The 19633-nt window shown below is 43.1% G+C and carries 14 protein-coding genes and 3 pseudogenes; 6 read left to right on the forward strand and 11 right to left on the reverse strand.

Going from position 1 to position 19633, the window contains the following annotated elements; translation table 11 throughout:
- Positions 1-251: 251 nt before the first annotated feature.
- Both ACQEXT_RS02470 and ACQEXT_RS02475 read right to left on the reverse strand, forming a co-directional pair.
- Complete coding sequence (locus ACQEXT_RS02470) at positions 252-1697, reverse strand: hypothetical protein (RefSeq protein WP_426950489.1); 1446 nt, start codon at positions 1695-1697, stop codon at positions 252-254.
- Between the two features lie 449 nt (positions 1698-2146).
- Positions 2147-4504, reverse strand: a complete 2358-nt coding sequence (locus ACQEXT_RS02475) for a hypothetical protein (RefSeq protein ID WP_426950490.1) — start codon at positions 4502-4504, stop codon at positions 2147-2149.
- Between the two features lie 932 nt (positions 4505-5436).
- On the opposite strand from ACQEXT_RS02475, the gene ACQEXT_RS02480 reads away from it, so the two are divergent.
- Positions 5437-5628, forward strand: a complete 192-nt coding sequence (locus tag ACQEXT_RS02480; protein WP_426950491.1) for a hypothetical protein — start codon at positions 5437-5439, stop codon at positions 5626-5628.
- On the forward strand, positions 5621-6823 hold the full coding sequence (locus ACQEXT_RS02485) for a PAAR domain-containing protein (protein ID WP_426950492.1): 1203 nt from the start codon (positions 5621-5623) through the stop codon (positions 6821-6823). Before ACQEXT_RS02480 ends, ACQEXT_RS02485 begins: the two co-directional genes overlap by 8 nt.
- An 823-nt stretch (positions 6824-7646) precedes the next feature.
- Here the strand turns inward: ACQEXT_RS02485 and ACQEXT_RS02490 are convergent.
- From ACQEXT_RS02490 to ACQEXT_RS02505, 4 genes and pseudogenes are all read right to left on the reverse strand, one after another.
- Positions 7647-8525, reverse strand: a pseudogene (locus tag ACQEXT_RS02490) (PTS fructose transporter subunit IIC); the annotation flags it as partial.
- Positions 8526-8537: 12 nt separating this feature from the next.
- Positions 8538-8978, reverse strand: a complete 441-nt coding sequence (locus tag ACQEXT_RS02495) for a fructose PTS transporter subunit IIA (RefSeq protein WP_331415940.1) — start codon at positions 8976-8978, stop codon at positions 8538-8540.
- A gap of 257 nt (positions 8979-9235) precedes the next feature.
- Positions 9236-10453 (reverse strand): mannose-6-phosphate isomerase, class I, encoded by a 1218-nt coding sequence (manA, locus tag ACQEXT_RS02500; protein ID WP_426950494.1) that lies wholly within the window; start codon positions 10451-10453, stop codon positions 9236-9238.
- Between the two features lie 66 nt (positions 10454-10519).
- The gene (locus ACQEXT_RS02505) at positions 10520-12421 is read right to left on the reverse strand and encodes a PTS fructose transporter subunit IIABC (protein WP_426950495.1); all 1902 of its coding nucleotides are present in this window, start codon (positions 12419-12421) and stop codon (positions 10520-10522) included.
- A gap of 367 nt (positions 12422-12788) precedes the next feature.
- Between ACQEXT_RS02505 and ACQEXT_RS02510 the strand changes: the two genes are divergently transcribed.
- Positions 12789-13628: an AraC family transcriptional regulator gene (locus tag ACQEXT_RS02510; RefSeq protein ID WP_331415937.1), complete on the forward strand. Its 840-nt coding sequence runs from the start codon at positions 12789-12791 to the stop codon at positions 13626-13628.
- Positions 13629-13631: 3 nt separating this feature from the next.
- On the opposite strand, the gene ACQEXT_RS02515 is transcribed toward ACQEXT_RS02510, so the two are convergent.
- Positions 13632-14414 carry a PTS sugar transporter subunit IIA gene (locus ACQEXT_RS02515; protein WP_426950497.1) on the reverse strand — a complete coding sequence of 261 codons (783 nt, stop codon included), beginning with the start codon at positions 14412-14414 and terminating at the stop codon, positions 13632-13634.
- Positions 14415-14422: 8 nt separating this feature from the next.
- Positions 14423-14725, reverse strand: coding sequence for a PTS fructose transporter subunit IIB (locus tag ACQEXT_RS02520; protein ID WP_138970272.1), 303 nt, complete (start codon positions 14723-14725; stop codon positions 14423-14425).
- Between the two features lie 200 nt (positions 14726-14925).
- On the opposite strand from ACQEXT_RS02520, the pseudogene ACQEXT_RS02525 reads away from it, so the two are divergent.
- A pseudogene (locus ACQEXT_RS02525) lies at positions 14926-15367 on the forward strand (PTS sugar transporter subunit IIA); the annotation flags it as partial.
- 74 nt (positions 15368-15441) lie between these two features.
- A pseudogene (locus tag ACQEXT_RS02530) lies at positions 15442-16794 on the forward strand (fructose-specific PTS transporter subunit EIIC); the annotation flags it as partial.
- Positions 16795-16861: 67 nt separating this feature from the next.
- On the opposite strand, the gene ACQEXT_RS02535 reads toward ACQEXT_RS02530, so the two are convergent.
- The 3 genes from ACQEXT_RS02535 to ACQEXT_RS02545 are packed head-to-tail and all read right to left on the reverse strand — an operon-like array spanning position 16862 to position 18501.
- Positions 16862-17266, reverse strand: a complete 405-nt coding sequence (locus ACQEXT_RS02535) for a PPC domain-containing DNA-binding protein (RefSeq protein ID WP_138970391.1) — start codon at positions 17264-17266, stop codon at positions 16862-16864.
- Between the two features lie 9 nt (positions 17267-17275).
- A complete protein-coding gene (locus ACQEXT_RS02540) occupies positions 17276-17593 on the reverse strand; it encodes a DUF1496 domain-containing protein (protein ID WP_426950499.1) in 318 nt (105 codons plus the stop codon).
- Complete coding sequence (locus ACQEXT_RS02545; RefSeq protein ID WP_331415933.1) at positions 17590-18501, reverse strand: 1-aminocyclopropane-1-carboxylate deaminase/D-cysteine desulfhydrase; 912 nt, start codon at positions 18499-18501, stop codon at positions 17590-17592. The genes ACQEXT_RS02540 and ACQEXT_RS02545 overlap by 4 nt, the downstream gene beginning before the upstream one ends.
- Positions 18502-18995: 494 nt before the next feature.
- Here ACQEXT_RS02545 and ACQEXT_RS02550 point away from each other — a divergent pair, with 494 nt between their 5' ends.
- Complete coding sequence (locus tag ACQEXT_RS02550; protein WP_331415932.1) at positions 18996-19622, forward strand: TetR/AcrR family transcriptional regulator; 627 nt, start codon at positions 18996-18998, stop codon at positions 19620-19622.
- Positions 19623-19633: the final 11 nt, after the last annotated feature.

The raw sequence follows: 19633 nt of genomic DNA on the forward strand, positions 1-19633 counted from the left end.
CCATGGGAATATTTAATGAAGAATGAACAAACCGAAACCTCTAATTATGGGCGCAACTAATTAGGGGAGGTTTACATAAGCTCCTTAGATGAGGCTAGGGAGCTGCAATATGTTGATTAAATAGAGTCTCAACACGTTTCTGGACAGAACTTTGTCAGGGGTTTTCCTAATTTAGCAAAATACGGATAACTTTAAGTATTCATGTCGGATTAAGCGCTGGCTTTGCAGCGCTTAATCCTCGTTAATCAACTCTAGTTGGCTGGAAGGTACTCTAAATTGTTTTTAAATGCAGTTGTTGTATGGACCTTATGAACACTCACGCTAGGCGCATTTATAATCAAATCCAGTGATTTTATTATATGGGCATTAGTTGTTTTTTCTTTTAGTGTACTGGCTTGCTGGCGAACACGGGAACTCGGTTTTGTACGTGCTAAAGGAGACGTGAATTCAGGATCTCCAAAGAGACGAATAAATTCTACTATTTCGGCCTCATTAAAGTTGTTTATGTGCTTCTTATAGTAAGGTAAAGCTGACTCATCGACACCTTCTCGATATCCATACCCGTTCCCTACAAAGCATACAGAAATTACTTTTACCCACATAGATCGAGAGGCTCTAGGGATAGTGCCATTCGGAGGAAGCGAATCATCTAATGCCTTTGCATGAGGGTACTCATTATAAAAATTATTAGACCCAAAATGCGCACGGTTTAGATTCTCTAGCTTCTCAATAATTTCACCAGCTAAACTATCTTCATCTTTATAGTTAAGGCCATCCACATGCTGTAAAAACTCTTGGCAAGCCTCCTTTCTATGAACTTCAGCATTTTTCCTAAAAACACCAAATTTTGCACCAATTTCGTACTTACGATCCTCGGTAGCAGCATTCCATATAAATGGAGCTATACCAGCGATATTTTGTTTGGTATCGCTCGTGGTTTTATCAGTCGTATACAGACCAAATATCGTCCAAAGGAAGTCATCAATTCTCTCAATCGACTGTTTAATGAAGTCCGCACCAATTATTGAATAGTCATCTTGAGGTATTACTGTGGTCCGTATATTGGTTAAGAGTTGCTTTACTGCTATTAGTGAATGATCTGGTTTAGCTGTAATTGCGTGCCGAAGACAAACGCTAAGCCATCCCAGCATCTCATGCCCATCAATGTCATTGTCATTTGGATGTGCAGCACTTGCGTGATTTCGCATGTAATTCACATGCTCTAATCGTTGGTAGTTAACATCTGAAAGCAAACCTATTCTTCTACAAGCTTCAAGTAGATCATGTTCACTTACTTGGTCAATATCTTCTTCTTTCGACAGGTTTTTGTACCTAGAACTGATTTTTTCAGCGATCGAATAGAAATACTGTAAATCGAAGGCAATAATTAGGCGACGAAAAGCTCTTACTGTTTCATCCCATAGATAATTTAACGCTCCATCAAATAAACCAACCGAGATAGCAACTGTATATTTTGATAAGTAATGCGATTTAATCCGATCATCTATTGGGATAATAGATAGCGAATCTTCCAAAGAGGCTATCACCTTTTTCCTCTCAGAGATTGGGACGACGACATTATCAATTGGAAGGCCAACATGCGTAAGATACCCTTCGAGCTGCTGGTGTAAATCATCGATTGGTTGACTTAGTTCAGTGGAGCCGACTTTAACCAACTCTCCTTTTCCTTCACTCATACTCAAAATATTCTCCATAATTATGCGTAAGCGCCTACTTTACGGTTCACCCTCACAACGCACTATGCTACGGAGTGCAGAGCAAGCCTACACATTTCAAGCTATCAACTAATGCTATAAAAAACAATAACATTGACTTTACAATGCGAATTGATAACGATATATGAATAAGCGTTGCTCTTAGACTATTGGTTATCAAGCTACACATACATCGTTATTGGAGATATTTCTCATTAGGTTTAGTAATGATTTTCTATGGTGGTCGAAACACACAATGGGGCACAAATGAGTCAGCTCAGATAAAGCTGACTCGAAGATGGACAAAAGTGAGTTACTACCCATGGAGGAATCTGACTGTTCGGATTTCTTCCAATATTGCAGCTAAATGACCTTCCTTAATGTGGCTGGTGAACTTCCCTTGTCCACCGAAATTGGAGCTAAGCTAAGTGCTAACTTACGTTAGCTACTTCTTCTAGACTCTTGGCATCTGATATTTCTTTCTCAGTCAGTGCAATGAAGTGATAAGGATGGTCTTCCTGATCAATATTCACTGCAATAACTAGGCAGTATTTTACATGGTCAGGCTCTAATCCCATTGACGATGCATTGTCAATAAAATCATAGCGCTTTTCACGGTTTTCATTTTTAAATAGCACGACAGCTAAAGCATACTCTGAACTCTCAGGTGGACTGTAGATCAGGCTATTTTTGTGACCTTCGATTTTCCAGTTTCTTTGGACAATTCTCGAAAGGTCTTCAATATGCTTCACCATCTTTCTTTGATCGTCTGGAGGAAAACGATTCAAAATACAGCCGATCTCACTCCATCGGGGTGTCGCTCTTTGTTCAAGTGTGTGGAATATATCTCTGAACCAACGCGACGTCTTTGGCTGAGGCTTATCTACATTAATCCCTTGTTCTTTAGACATATAGTAGAGATCTATTGGGTTTGACATGTCAGTAATAATCATCTCCACAGATGGATCATCAGCCATATTTCCCATGTTTAGCAAAGTTGAAAGATATAGTCCTAAGAAGTCTAATTCATCACCAACAAACTTGTAATTCTTTTCAAGTTCTGTCCTTCTCAATAGGTAATGCACTATCTGAACTGGATGTTCTAAGAGGTCGAACAAGGTTTCGAAATCCCCGATATTCATAGAAGGACAAGCTACAAACTCATCAGGAAGCCAGCCAGTGGCTTCGAATAAGCGTAAGTTTGACTGAAGGGTAGCAAAGTCTTCCAATGATACCGAAACTCTCAGAACCTTATTAATGTCGTGAATATTAATCGGCAAGTTCTCAACTAAATCATCAAGTAAATTTTCATCTCGAATTTCATTAAGTTTTTGCTCTAAACGATAGGACTGAACGCTAGGATCAATCAGTACTTCTTGAAGATGCCTTCTTATTCGATCTGGGGCGCCTCTCAACGCTGGTTTCGAGATTTTGTGAGATTTGGCTTCTATGATAATCGCATGCGAATCAATAAAAGCGATAAGATCAGTTTCGTACTGCGCATCATCATGGCTCCACTTAATCCCAGAGACGACTTTAGAGGTAGGAAAGCGTGTCTTTACAATGCTTTCAATTTTATTTTCTAAATATAGGGCTCGCCGCTTATGTAGCCCCTCTTTATCATATTTTTCAACTATCTCGTCTAACGTACCTAGAGCGAAACTAAAGAATAGCTGAGGTAGCATGCAGTAGTACTTGTTTTCAGAAACAATTATTGGTTTGTGCCAAACAGGGTTATCTAGAAAAAAGAAGAAGGTCTTTTTATTTTTTAAATCACCAAGAGAATACGAGAACAAATCAGCAATCTCTTTTACTTTGCAAGGATCCAAGCCTGTTGCTTCAGAGACCTTATCGAAGTCAATCAGATAGTAGTCCGCCATTCTCAAATCGAAATGGGACAAACACATTGCAAACACTTTCTGCTTAGACATGCGTGATATATCTATCTGGCGTGCAAATTCTTCAGCTTCCTTTTGTCCTTGACCAATCAACTGGTGATACCTTAACAGCAGATCAAATGGTTTCTTTGCCGTGGTAAGCTCAGACAAGACTTTAAAGCGTTGTGATAAATTATCTTCCATGATGTCTGTTAGGGCTTCGAAAGTTGCAATGATATCCGAAGCGGTAAAGCCCAACTTATTAGACAGCAAGCCATCGAAATTTGAGTATAACTCTTTACACACCGTTTTAACTTGAGAGTAGAAACCCCAGTTTCGAACTATCTGAGTGTGACCTCTTAGCTTTTCTTGAATGAGGCTTATTGCACTTTCGCTATCGGAAAGTTCAATCGAACTATCACTAATTCGACTAAATGCAAACGCCTGACTAACTTCCTGAAGTTTATCTATAACAGTTTGCACAACATCTGGAGTTATCGGGTATAAACCAACTTCATCCTCAGGTATTTTTAACAAAATTGCTTGAAGTAACTCTACATGCGCTTGTTGTACTCCAGAGGCAGAATCCCTTGACGATACTCCTGAATCACTTACACCAACAGTAAGGCCATAACACGCAATATTAGAGATCAATGTTATAGCGTCATACTTACGCAACGTGTCCTCAAAAAAATCGAGAGATTCAATAACGACCTCTTTACTTTTTTCTCCCATTTTAGATAGTGCTTCTTTGCGTTGTTCGTCGGATAATCCCGAAAATGGATTGTTGACCTGTGTCATAACTGGCATAGAAGCAGTGTCTGATTTTTGTGGGGTAGCATTTGTATTTTTGTTCGTTTTTTTAGCTTTTTTCCGTTTAGCATCTCTACGAAGCTTACTATTTTTACTCATGATTCTGTCCGAGTTATTTCTTCCTTTAATCCTGTGGATTAGTTTCTGAACCATAGGATACGCGGTTATAGCACTATCAACAATATCACTCTGTTGCATATTTGGTTGTGCTTTTGCGCAAAAACGAGCAGTACTGGAGCTAACAAGCTTTGGGGCACTTTCGAGTTAGAAAGTGCCACAGGTAAAAATTCAATCCGAGAAGCTTTTGGACAGAATCAATTTAGTGTAATTAATCTGAACGAATTGCGACAGATGAGAAAAAGTATCTTGATACCTTAAACACTTAACTGGACTTGAACTGAAGCTGCCAAGCGTTGTGAATCCGCCTTGAACGCCTTGTATGAATCGACTTTATGGCTCTATGCAATACTTGATATCTGTTACATAGTCTCGAAGCAAACTTTTACCATAACCTACTTTATCAGGGCATTAGACTAAGCCGTAAGGTTCAATGACGACGTAATAGTTAGCATAGTTTACGACAGCTCCTAACACACCGAAACACAAAGCAGGGATTAAAATAAACTTTGGTGAGTGTATTGTCTGACAACGAAGCTTTAAAGACTGGATTAGTGCCACCACAACAGCACCAAATAGCCCAGTAAATGCATAGGTTCCCAGTATCGGTAACCCCAACCAACTAAAACTAACCATTGTTAACTTTGATATTGGTGTAAAGAGTGGCATCGCCATCTGTTCAGAAAGCGAAAGAAAAAATAACAAAGCCATTCGTTATTGAAAAGCTTTTTATTATTAACGATTAAAATACCTAATTGAACCTAAAGCGTGTTGTTTAGTATTGGATTGTCAGAGCCACACCTAAAAGAATTTACTTGTTGATTTACTTTCCAAAAGTATTTTTTTGTGATTTGTGCTGCCTAAATGCGTGATATGCTCAGTGGCTCATATTTATCAATTTAAGTAGAGCACTTATGAGTAACCAAGCAGTCAGCCCCAAAAATCAAGCATCGCTGAAAGTCACCGAAGATGGTTTATTTATAACAGGGAAATCAATCAACCTACATTCAACCCCATCACCAACTAACCCCCCGATTATTATTAAAGATGGTTCTATTAGTATTTTTCCCCAAGCTACGGCAGACAAGGGTGATTATAATGGGTAATGACGCTATTACAGTAGGTTGTAAAACGACTACGGGCGGTGAAGTGATAAGTGGCAATTCTGGCGTAGTGATAAACAATCGGCCTGTTGCTTTGATTGGTGATATGGCTACTTGCACCTGCGGTAGTAAATCTTGTCGAGGTCAAGGACTTATCGTAGCGACAAGTCCGAGGGATATAGTGGTTAATGGTGTATCATTTGCGAAAGCGGGCGATTTTGTTGATACAGGTTGTGGAAATTGCTATTTAGCTGAAAGCTCAAACCAAGTAACGTTAGGAGCCTCTATCGTTTCATCTGTAAATATGGGGAACGGTGTATCTATCGGTAATGGTGTCAATATTAATATTGGTGGTAGTGGTGTATCTATCGGTGGTTCAATGGGTAATGCTTCCGCTATGTCAGCAGCAGCGGCAAGCCAAGCTAAAACAGTGGTATCTCAAAAAGCTTCTCAAATCGATCCTAATAACGCTTTTTGGCCACCATACAACCCATTAGCTAAAGATGGCAAAAAAACGCTTAACGTTGAGTATGTAAAGCCTATAACCAGTATCGCTTGGATGTCCCCAGAAGAAGCTTATGAGTTCTTACAAAATCTCTATGAAGATATGGGTTATAAAGAAACTCTTAATAATATGAAAGACTATGGACAGGGTTTAGGAAAAGGAATATATGACGCTGTTGAAACAGCAAAGGGCTTAGGAGGTTTGGGTGTTCAGGCTTATACAAAAAATATAAATGGCCAGAACTGGATCATAATTAAGAACTATCGTAAGCACCTAAAAACTCTTGAACGTGGGCATAAATGGAAAGCCAATAATCCAAGGATTATTCAATTAGGTTTAGGTTTAAATGATCTAAAAGGTGCAGTTCATTATGTTCGCTTTAATGTTGGTTTAGAAGTGGCTGTATCAGTTGGTATCAATGTCGTTGATTATGCGTTAAGAGATGAAGCTACACTAGCCGAGTTTTTAGGTAATTCAGCTAGTGATGTTATAAAAGGACTGACAGCCTTAGGAGCGGCCGCACTGTTTACAGCTGCATTTGTTCCAGCAACAGCAAGTACTTTGTTAACGGGCTCTATATTTGTTGTATTGTCTTTTATTACAGGAAAAGGTTTGGATATTTTAGATAAAGAAAATGGATATTCAAAGGAAATGACAAGGGCTGTGGAAGAGTATTATAATGATTATAATTAGGATTTTTTTGTGTATATTAATTACATTATTTTCATTGTATTTATCCTCTGACTACATGGTGTTTTTTAGCTCCACGCAGAAAGATATTTTTGTCATTGATGGGATATTGAATGTATGGGGTTCTATTTCGGGTGTTTTAATTGGTTCATTTTTCTTGTTATACTACATCTGTCAAGTATTAAATTACATTATAACTCCTAACAAATTAAACAAAATAGCTTTGATACTGATTTTTATTATATCTCCGTTAATGAGTTTCGTTATTCGACAGGCCTCTAATGCTAAAATTACTAATTATGAGGAATGTAAAAATCTAAGAGAAATATCAACTCGTTATTCAAGTAGAACCTACGCAAAATCAATGGAGCTTTGTCAATAAGGAAAATAAATAAAGTAATGAAATCCATTGCTTTCTTGTTATCCTTATTATGTTTTTATGCTGTTAAAATATTTTTCCAATGGTTCAATCTTTACTATAGGATAACCTAAAATAATACTCAGATTAGATACAGGACTACGATATTAGGTTATATAAAGTAGGGCGATATTGTCGAATACTTAGATGTTGTTTTCAAGAGTTTCCGTTAGTGGTTTTTAGAGGTCAAGATAGCGCTAAATTTTGGTTGTTTTTTCCTGTATTATTGATGCCAAAGTGCCCCTGTAAGCGAAAATTTGTGTGTCGTTCTAAAAGTAGTGTGGTCAAATATACACCCCAACCCCTTTCAATAGGGGCTTTTTTCAGCGATAATTCAAGTTGTTAGTGAAAACAAAGACGAATTGTAAATTTCTCAATAAGTGGCCCTGTTGTCCCTTTCAGTTCACCACACCCCACGATACCGCCAGCAACGATGGATGGCAAAACGCGCATTGGGTCGTTTGCTGCGAATGGGATAGCACCTTCAGAGATACCAATTGAACCCATGATAGCGGCTGCTTTACCGGCTTCTTGCTCTTGCTTAGTGAACTTCTTCTTGAATAGGAAAGTAGCCAGTGCCATACCGAGTGGAGGCGTACAGATTGCGATACCTACACCGCCCATTAGCCACGGTTGTGTGTCTACTTGAGTTTGAGCGAACAGTGTGGCCACTTTGTTGATTGGGCCACCCATATCGAACGCTGTCATACCACCTAGAATGGTACCTAGCACCACTTTAGAAGCACCAGCCATCGAGGCCAAGAACTCGTTCATTGAAGCCATAAAGATCTTAATTGGCTCACCGATACCCCATAGTACGATGCCTGCAGAAATCAGCGTACCAATCAGAGGGTAAATAAAGTACGCGCCTAGCGCGGTCATGTTGGCTGAAAGAGGGATCTTTTTAAGTTGGAACACCACACCACCGGCAATAAAGCCTGCCACGATACAGCCTAGGAAGCCGCCGCCCATATCCGCCATTATGCCAGATGAGATCATAGCTGGCGCAAGGGCAGGTTTGTCGGCAATGGAGTAGCCGATAAAGCCACCAAGGATGATAGGGAAAAGCACCAAGCCTTTAATGCCGATGTTTGAGATATCTGCCAGTAAGCCGTCAGCAGGCACCGCACCTTTACCTGATGCCATGACCGCCAGTGCCAGCAATACACCACCGGCTACGATAAACGGAAGCATGTGAGAGGTACCAAATAAAAGGTGACCTTTCATGGTACTAAGTAGTTTTTTAAAGTCGCTATTGTTTGTAGCTTGAGCTGTTAGGGTACTCATAGTTACTACGCCTTATGAATTGATTAAAATATCTAGGATTTGTTGTTGGTCTTTTGCGTTGTGAATATCTTGAATAAATTCATCACTGAATTTTCCAAATAATTCTTGTAGAACATAAATATGATGATCCGCACCGTTATCCGGAGAGGCGATCATAAAAAATACGGTCGGTTTGATGCCGTCTTCGTCGCCGTAATCGATACCTTCGCGCTTTACGCCAACAGCGATTGCTGGTTCTGTCACTGCTTGACTTTTAGCGTGTGGATAGGCGATGCCGTCCATTGACGTAATGCTTTGTGACTCGCGATGATGGATATCATTTAAGAACGCTTGTTTGTTATTGATACGCTGGTCGCTTAATAACATTTGGGCTAACTCTTCAAACACTTGTTGTTTATTATTTGCTTGAAGGTTGGCGTTAATTAGGCTGACGTTAGTTAGTTTTGTGATCATTTATTTAACTCAATCTTTATTGAACTTCTGAGTTAAAAATTAATGGATTGTGGCCAGTGGCGAAATAGTAAAAAAAAGCCTTTCACTGTACATTTGTATCCAGCAAATCTAACTGTGATTAGCGTCATTATTCGTGAATGACATTCTTGTGATGTTAGTCATAAATATTAATAGATTCAGTGCCTTGTGAATGGTTGAAAACAAAAATGCCTCGCAGTCGCGAGGCATTTTACATTGGTGCAAAGTGATTTTTTTACTTAGCTATACGCGCGTGCTACACGCCGATTGCAGTCAACGATGTAACTGTTGGCATAGGCTGGAATAAATACCGACTGGCCTTTGTCAATCACGCAGCTTTCACCGCACTGGTGCGTCAGTGTCATAGCCTCATCCAGCGGCAGCAGAATCTCGGCACCTTCGGTTTTAATCTCGCGCTGATGGGAGTTGCTGAGGATGGCAAACTTAAAGTCCTCAACTGGGATCGGATACTCCATCACACCATCTTGCTCAAGGGGTTGCAGTAGCAGTCTGTCGATAGGTTTTTCATTGAATTTGGTACAGGAGACCAGTTCCTCTACATCCATATATTTTGGTGTCAGACCTGCACGCAATACGTTGTCTGAGTTGGCCATGATCTCAAGCCCAGTCCCCTTGATATAGGCGTGGGGCGTTTCTGCATCCAAGTACATCGCTTGACCGGGTTTTAGCGCAATCACATTGAGGATTAATGGAGCGAAAAGACCAACATCACCAGGGTATTGCTCTTCAAGCTCACTGATCAGGTTAAACAGCGGGGTCGGTGATAGTTTGGCTTTCATGATTAGCATCATCAACGCTATTTCTTTCTGCTCACCTTGCAGTGACAACAAACCCGAGAAAAAGCTCGCTAAACCATTCGGTGTTTGATCGCCTGCTAAGTCGTGAACCAATGACGTGAGTTCAGGAATATCAAGGTAGTTAAAATGGGCAAGGATCTCGCTAATCGGTCTAAAACCATTCATTGCCGTGTAGTCAGTCAGCGCGTAGACCAGCTCTGGTTTGTGGTTAGGATCTTTGTAATTGCGGTTGCCAGCTGTGAGCGGGACCCCTTGCTGCTCTTCAAACTGATAGCCACGTTCCGCTTGTTGTTTGTTTGGGTGAACCTGAATCGACAAGGCTTTTTCCGCTGCAAGCACTTTAAACAGATAGGGTAACTCACCAAAGCGTTTGGCAATTTTGTCACTGAGAAACAGGCTTAAATTTTGTGAGATTAGATTGGAGAGTTTTGTCTCTTCACCCTCGGTGTTCACGGTAGAACAGCCATTGGGATGGGCACCCATCCAGATTTCGGCTTGGGGTTCTCCACTCTGATTGGAAATACCAAATAGCTGAGCAAAAGAACAGCGGCTACCCCATGCGTAATTCTGGATAACGTTAGTCATAGGGTAGAAGACTTGTCGAATAAGAGAGTCATTCGAGATAGAAAAATCAGACATAGAAGTCACCATGAAATAAACATGGCTTGAGGATGAAACCACTCAAGCCATAAGGGGGAGAGCGGTTTAAGCGGTTGCAGCGGCTAGCTTCGCCTTACGCAGATTTTTAAGCGCAATACATGTCATTGCAGTAACACATGCGCCAGTCGCCATTGAGAGCAGAGCAAGCATAGGGAAGTTCATCGCTCCAAGCAGTGCGACAACAGGACCACCATGAGCCACGCTGTTGGTGATGCCGAATGAGAACGCCATTACTGCCGCCACCATAGAGCCAAGTACGTTCGCTGGGATAACTGACATCGGATCCTGAGCGGCAAACGGAATAGCACCTTCAGAAATGCCCACAAGTCCCATTGCGCCAGCTGCTTTGCCTGCTTCGATTTCAGAGGATTCAAACAGATCGAACTTACGGCCAACTGCGGTTGCGATCGCCATACCAAGTGGAGCGACTGGGATTGCACACGCCATTGCGCCCATAAATTGAGTTTGACCGCTAGCAATCATGCCGACAGAGAATAGGAATGCGACCTTGTTGAATGGACCACCCATATCGAAGCCAGCCATACCACCAAGTACGATACCGAGTAGAACAACGTTACCTGTGCTCATGCTGGTTAGCATTGCAGTCAGGCCATCCATTAGTCCGGCGATTGGTGCGCCGATGACAAAGATAAACAGACCAGCGATAAACAGTGAACCTGTGATCGGCGCGATCATGATCGGTACAAGCGGCTGGATGAATTTGTGGTAGTTGATTGAAGTAATGAACTTAACGAAGTAACCCACAAGCAGACCAGCTACGATAGCACCGATAAAACCAGTACCCGCTTCAGCGCCGTAGAATGAACCGTTGTTAGCAATCCAGCCGCCAATCAGGCCTGGGGCTAGGGCAGGACGGTCAGCAATCGCATAAGCAATGTAACCCGCTAGGATCGGGATCATCAGCGTGAAAGCGACCACGCCCACTTCAAGGATTTGGTTCCACATGCTACCGGTAGGAATTGCCATACCCGATTCACTCGGCTCACCACCAATGGCTAGGGCAAGAGCGATCAATAGACCACCCGTTACGACAAACGGGATCATGTGTGATACGCCGTTCATCAGGTAACGGTAGAGATCGGAACGAGCTTGTGAGGCTTTGTCTGCGACAGACTGGGTCGCTTGTGTTTGTTCTGCTTGGTAAATTGGTGCAGATAGTGCTTGTTGAATCAGTCCTTCGGCATCGCGTATAGGCGCTTTAACATTGGTTTTAATCACGCGTTTACCAGCAAAGCGAGCCATATCAACTTGTTTGTCGCAGGCAACAACAACCGCTTCCGCTTGTGCAATCTCTTCTTCGCTCGGACTATTTTTGACCCCGATCGAGCCATTCGTTTCAACCTTGATTTCGTATCCTAACTTTGCCGCCCCTTTTTCTAGTGCTTCTGCTGCTAGATAAGTGTGGGCAACACCCGCAGGACAACCGGTCACTCCGATAATCAAGCCTTTGGTTGGTGCTTGGTTCGATGCCGTTTCAGGCTGTTTTGTCAGTAAAAGTTCCAGCGCAGCATGGTTATCTTGGCAATCGAGAAACTGTTCAATAAAACCTGGCTCGATCAGCTTAGAAGAGAGTTCAGCCAGAACCTCAATGTGGTGATTGTCTCCTCCGTCTGGTGAAGCAATCATAAAGAACAGTTTCGAAGCAAGCCCATCTTCAGCGCCGTAGTCGATGCCTGTTTTATGCACACCGATAACCACTGCGGGCTCGATGACAGCAGAACTCTTAGCGTGCGGCAGTGCGACGCCTTGTTCAAAACCTGTATTGCCAAGTTCTTCACGCGCTTTGATATCAGCAAGAAACTGTTCTTTGTCTGAAATACGACCCTGTGCGTACAGGATCTCGATTAGCTCGTTAAAAACCTCTTCTTTGGACTGCGCATTAAGATTGAGCGCAATCAAATTCTCATTGATGAGTTTGGTGATCATTAGGAACCCCTATCATTTTATTGTTTTACTAGGGGTATTGTGAAAGGCGAGGCGAAAGTCCTGTAGTGAAGAAAAAATGCATTTACTAGACGATTGTAACTGTATTTTCGTGATGTGATTTGGATCGTGGTTGAACGCCGTTGTGTTATGGGGTTGTTGATGTTAAATGTTTTTAAAACATTAACTTATGGTGTGATTGGTCGTCTTGTTGTTTGTTGATCTATGATTGTCTAACTATAAAATTATTGCTTTTGCTGGATTTTTGTATCATCAATGTGGAAGTGTGACTTTGCTCAGTAGCGCCGTGATTCATCACGGGGTATACCTGTGCGTGTAGTAGAGAGAATGTCCTGTTGAGGGGCCAAAGATGATGTTCCAAGATTTAATTTGTGCGGTACTTAATGAACGTAAACCAATCCACAATATTTGGTTTGCGGGTGACTTTCATACTCCACCAGAGTGCAGTTATCAGGTTAACTTTCCACGTTTGGAACTGGTGCTTGAAGGTGAGTACATCAATGAGATGGAAGATCATCAACGTAAGGTCAGTCAGATCGTTGCTCAGGCGGGCGATGCGATTTTTATTCCGCCAAACTGCTGGAACAAGCCAGATTGGGATACCAACTGTTCTGTGCTAAGCATTCTTTTTGGTCGCCGACAATTAGGGCTTAGCTTAGTGAGTAAGCGAAAAGGTGAAGAGAGTTTCTATGATATTCAGAAGCATAGTTTACAAACCCGTTCGGGCTTTGCTATCGACAATATCCTAGAAGCCCTGAGTTCGCTGGCGAGAGAAAGCATCAAACAACCGATGGATGAGTTATTACTTCAAGCATTGCTCCAATACTGCAATACCATGCTTGATGCGCCGGAAGAGAAATCACATAACCGTGTTCAAGATCTCTATCAGGGGATTTGTATCTATATTCAGGAAAATTTCCATCGGCAGATCACTCGAGATAGCATTGCGGAGCGCTTTAGCATCTCGTCCAATCACTTATCTAGGCTGTTCCGTCAACAGGGTCATATGACCTTGGCCGATTACATTACTTGGGTACGGATAGATCGAGCGAAATTCATGCTCAAGAAATACAACTTTAAACTGAATGAAGTGTCGGTTCGTTGCGGATTCAAGGATGTAAACTACTTTTGTCGGGTATTTAAAAATCGCACGGGCAGAACCCCTTCCGATTATCGAGGCTCAATTTAACCGCTATCCAATCAGTCTCGACATTGAATACATCAACAAGGCTTGCAGTTCGATGCTGCTTTTGGTCACTAACAAACGTTCAGCCAACTGCCCAGAGAGCAGATTGCGGGTTAGGTTGGTCGCAGTGACAATCTGATCGCGAGTTGGCGAGGAAGGCATCACCAGTGCTATTGCTAGATGAATTTGGCCGACTTGAGAAGCCCAGTCTATTGGTGTTTCACTACTGATAACCGCAATAGAAATATGATTGATGCTTTTGTTTTCGAACATCACGTGGGGCAGGGCAATACCAGCGGTGATACAGGTAGAAGAGCGCTCTTCACGTTTGATGAATGCCAGAATAAGCTCATCAGGATTTATCGGGTGGATAAGTTGCGCGAGGCCTTTGAGGCACTCAAATTTGGTCAACGCGGTATGTGCTTTAGCGTAGTGCCACTCCACGGGGCTCGGTGTATTTAACTGTGGCAGACGCTTAGCAAGTTGGTTAGAGAACTCGTGGTTGATTTGCGCTCCAACCAGATCATAGTGTTCCGCAACAACATCTTTAATCACGAAGCATGCCAGTTCAGCATCAATGCCAAAGGCGGTGATCTGGCACAGATCCCCTTCAACAAGTCCGGCCTGAAGCAGTGCCACTGACTTGGTCAAATCGGCACTTCGATTGCGAGTGATGTTGATGATTCGGATCGAACTTTTAAACTTTTTCGCCAATCTACGCAGTGGCTGAGCGACGTGAGTCGAGGCGCTAGTGTTACTGACAAGAAACGTTATCTGGTATTCAGTCATCGGTGGGGTTATGCGCGGCAGTGAGTGATGAAAACTTTATCCACATTGAGCAGCACTTCTTCTATCGAGAGTCGGATACACGGAATGCTATCAAAACGCGCAGCTTGTTCAATTTCAATGTCAGATACGATTAACACTTTGTCTGCTTGAGCGATGTCGTGCGGCGTCAGAAGATTTTCGATACCCATTGCACCTTGGGTCTCGACTTTAATCTGAACAGAGTATTTCGGCGCAGCTTTATTTAACGCATCTGCTGCCATATAGGTATGTGCAATGCCTGTTGGGCAGGCAGTGACAGCAATAATTTTCATAGTCAATCTCTGTGGGTATTTTTGCGGATATTAGCACAGCGAATTGAGATTTCATTGGCACGGAACAATAAATTCACCGATACACTTCACACTTTAATGTCAGTGTTACAATAATCCAGTTAATGCGGTTTTAGTCCTATATCTCTGACAGATAGGGCTGATTAATCTATATTCGAGCGCGAGTACGGCAGGTAGAGACAATGGACATAACAAACCTAATCCAAGCGGAAACTCTCTGTTTGGAGCTAACAGCGACCACTAAGCAGCAAGTTTTCGAAGAGTTGGTTGGTATGTTAGATAAGGCGGGAAAACTTGCCGATAAAGAGCAATTTCTGGCTGATCTATGGGCGCGTGAAAACATTGGAAATACAGGGTTTGAAGAGGGGATTGCCATTCCCCACGCAAAGAGCTGTGCGGTAGCAAAACCAGCGGTTGCGATTGGCATTAGTCGCTCGGGTATTGACTACGGCGCTGAAGATGGCGAGCTGTCGGCTGTATTTTTTATGTTAGCTTCGCCGGACGGGGATGATCATCATCACATCGAAGTCTTAGCACAGCTATCTGGTAAGTTAATTGAACCAGAGTTTATTGAACAGCTTAAACAGGCACAGAGCGTTGAGCAGGCCCTTGCGCTGATCATTGATGAGCAGATTGATGATCCGTTGTCACACCAACAGCTGTTGCAGGAATCCCATTTCCAGTCACAAAGTCTAGTGGCGCATCAACTTGCTCGGGTTAAAGAGCATCTGCTGTTTGGCACGTCGCACATGATTCCATTTATCGTCGCGGGTGGCGTTCTGTTGTCGCTGTCGGTAATGATCTCAGGGCATGGTGCGGTGCCAGAGAAAGGGATGCTGGCGGATATGGCGCAAATGGGTATTGCCGGTCTGACACTATTTACTGCGGTGCTTGGTGGATATATCGCCTACTCCATCGCTGACAAGCCGGGACTCGCACCGGGTATGATTGGTTCTTGGGTCGCCGTTGACCAGTACCACACGGGTTTTCTTGGCGCGATAGTGGTTGGCTTTTTCGCTGGCTATGTGGTGTGGTTATTGAAGAAAATTAGATTGCCGGAAAGCATGATTTCGCTCGGTAGTATCTTTATCTATCCATTGGTGGGCACATTTGTCACCTGCGGTGCAGTAATGTGGGTGATTGGCGTTCCTATCTCATCAACCATGAATTCGCTTAACACCCTACTGACGGATATGGCTGGTTCAGGCAAGATCGTGTTAGGTATGGTGCTGGGTGCCATGACCGCTTTTGATATGGGTGGCCCTATCAATAAAGTTGCTACTCTGTTTGCTCAAACGCAAGTGAATACACAGCCATGGTTAATGGGAGGGGTTGGCATCGCAATCTGTACTCCACCGCTTGGGTTGGCACTCGCAACGCTACTATCGCCACAGAAGTTTAAGCGTGACGAGCGTGAAGCAGGCAAGGCTGCTGGGATCATGGGCATGATTGGCATCAGTGAAGGGGCAATTCCTTTTGCGGCTGCCGATCCTGCGCGTGTGTTACCTGCAATTGTGCTGGGGGGGATTGTGGGTAACGTGATTGGCTTTATGTTCCACGTACTCAATCATGCGCCATGGGGTGGTTGGATAGTTTTGCCTGTCGTTGATGGCAAACTCGGTTATATCGTTGGTACGCTCGCTGGCTCGTTGACGACCGCTTGTATCGTCATCCTACTGAAGAAAAATGTTAAAGATGAAGATGAATACGGCTCGTTGAAACGTGTGTATTCTTCGGTTCAGGGAGAAGGTGAGGCGGATGTACTGGCGGTGACATCATGTCCGTCTGGGGTGGCGCATACCTTTTTGGCGGCTAAGTCACTGGAGAAAGCTGCCAACGCCGTTGGGGTGAGAATCAAGGTAGAAACCCAAGGTGCAGATGGGATTAACAATCGCATTACCGAGCGCGATATTGCCCGCGCTAAGTTGGTGATATTTGCTCATGATGTGGCGATTAAAGAGCCAGAAAGGTTTAAGAACATTGCCATTATAGACGTGAGTACCAAAGATGCGATGCACAATGCAGCGGCCCTGATTCAGTCAAAGCGTTAAGGAATTTAGTCAAATAGTTCCCCCGAACTATTTATGCTCCTGGCTCCATGTTTCATGGAGCCTTTTTTCATTGGCTCGAAGAGTCAAGGTGCAACTCAGTATAGCCAGTCTGTGGGTCGTATTCTCGGTTGAAATTAAGCTCATGGTATTGGAGAACAATCAGTTCAGCCGTGGTATCAATCAGGCAACCTTCCAGTAGGTGTCCACCAACCACTGAACCATCTGCGCGTGAGACAGAAAGATGAACGTGCTGGTGGTCTGGAGTCAGTGTACCCATAACGGAAACAATCTCTAGCGGCTCATTAAGTTGCAGTGTCTCAGTCGCACCAGCTAAGCGCAGTTTGAGATGCGTAAAGCAGCCGACGCAAGAGGCGATACTTCCAGCACGAATTTGGTGCTGAGTGACCAGTCGTTGAAGGGCAAGTTTTAAGTCGTCACCTTTGGTGAGACGCACAGCAATCGGTGTGATCAACATGAGTCCTTATTCGTTGTTAGAGTAGCGTTTGACCGCTTTGGCCTTAGGTTTATCTTCGCTGGTAGAACCCTCGCTGTGTTCCGCTAAAGGGGACCACTTTAGTGCGCCATTTGTCTCGAAATCGTTAGCTGCCGAACAAATCATGTAATGTTCACCAACCTGAAGGATAGCGCCGTCAGAATAGGCTTGATCTTGATAGTAACAAACGCGTTTGCCAATCTCGCTGGCATTCACTGCGACGATGGGTTTTGCTGTGGTGCTAATCGTATTGGCTTGTGTTGAAAATGGCATTACAACGAGTAGCAGCGGTAGGTACGACTTCATAGACTCTCTCCCAAATCAGGGCCATATTTACGCTCGTAACGAGGTAGCATGCTTTCGTTTCCAAGTAAGCCACCTTGGTGAACATAGATGATGGTTTTATCTTGATTCTCTTTATACCACGATTGTAGACACTGCCACATCATAGGGTCATAGAGGAGATCGAATTCGATAGAGGTATCTTCGAGAAGCTGTTTCCAAATTAGATAATCTTGTCGATAGAGTTTGCCAAAATGGTGCTTATGGTCCAGTTCCAGAATGTGTGGAAAGTCGCTTTCACCAAGTTGTTCAAATTGTTTGATTAAATACTCTTTGCCACCGACACAAGGGCAGGTGATAACGGGTATGGAATGTGGCTTAAGGAACTTATGCAAGTATAGTGCTGTTGTCCCAGTCCCCGCTGGCAAAGCAACAACAAACTGATTGTGAGGTTCAAAGCGAGTCCAAGAGAGTATTTCTCGTGCCAGTTGTTCAATACCTGAACGAGCCAGAGTCGAGCGTCCCCCTTCTTCTATCACAAGGCAACTGCTATCCGGTTGCCGCATTTGCTCAATAAAGTCTTTGGGATGAAGGTGGTACTCTGAGGTTGCAATCACCTTAGCCCCGAGCTCTAGAGCACCACGATAGTTACCCATCGGCCTATCGATTAACCACTGCGGTAGATGGTCAACGTAAAACTCTAACGTCCAGCCTTTGATTGATGCTAAAGCCGCCAGAGAGTAGAGCGAGTTTGCTTGTGCGCTACCATAGCTGATCAAGGTTCGAGTTGCAGGGTAATCTTGCTCCAATACGGCCATAAATTTTCGCGCTTTATTCCCACTGAAATGCGTGTGGAGCTGATCATCGCGCTTAAGGAAAAAAGGAATGTCATCAAATTGATGTTGAGTAATTGGCGTATTGGCGAGTTTCATCGATCGAAGTAGTGAACCAAATGGGCGATCATATTAACGGATCACTATTGTGCTGTACCAATCTAGATCAAAATTTTATCGGGCGGGCCATCAAGAGTCTCGGGGTTAGTGATGCCGCGAGTGGTGCTGAAAAAGCGCACTAAATAAAAAAAGCCCAGAGCAAAGGGGCTCTGGGCGGATACAATTAAACATAGGAGTTAATAAGAAAAAGCAGCGTAAATTAGTAGTTTCAGTAAGAAAACAAGTTTGACGGCCTGTAAACTTATCGGGTTGTTAAACCCTCGAACACTCTGCTAACTACACCTATTCAGACCGAGCAAATTCAAAACAGTTCCCAAATTTTTTTAATTTTATTTTATTCCCGTCAATTCAGCCTGTTACCACCGTCTTTTGAGTGCTGGTCAGACCAATACTAAAAAGTGTGATGTTAATAACTTGTTGCTTTTGTGTTTCGGCTGTATATTTCAAACAGTTGTTTAATACGAGTGATTGAAATGCCAGCGAGAAACTCAACCAAAGAGAAAATCCTTGATGTAGCGGAAGCCTTGTTTGCAGAACACGGTTTTAAAGATACCTCTTTACGAACAATCACCAGTAAAGCTGGCGTTAACTTAGCTTCTGTGAATTATCACTTTGGCGATAAGAAAACTTTGGTAAGAGCGGTATTGAATCGTTATTTAGAGGCGTTTATGCCAGCGGTGCAAGATGCTCTCATCAACCTTAACCTTAATGACAGCTATAAAATGGCTGACGTGTTTGAGTCTTTACGCTCTCCATTACGTAACTTAAATGACGTAAGACCGAATGGAACCAGTCGCTTTATGTTGTTAATTGGTCGTGGTTACACCGATGTTCAGGGACACTTGCGTTGGTTTATCACCACTCGTTATCAAGACACATTATCGTTGTTTACCGAATCGGTAATGAAGGCGAATCCAAAACTAACTCAGGAAGAGTTGTTCTGGCGTTTGCACTTTACCTTAGGTACTTGCGTATTCACCATGGCTTCAAGTCAGGCCTTACTGGAAATCGCAGAAAATGATTACGGTAAAGCGATGGATGCAAAATCTGTCGTTGACCAACTGATTCCATATTTAGCAGCAGGCGTCGCTGCGGAATAAACTGATTAGAC

Origin of the sequence: Vibrio sp. TRT 29B02, from assembly GCF_050113655.1 — a bacterium.
Taxonomy (GTDB): domain Bacteria; phylum Pseudomonadota; class Gammaproteobacteria; order Enterobacterales; family Vibrionaceae; genus Vibrio.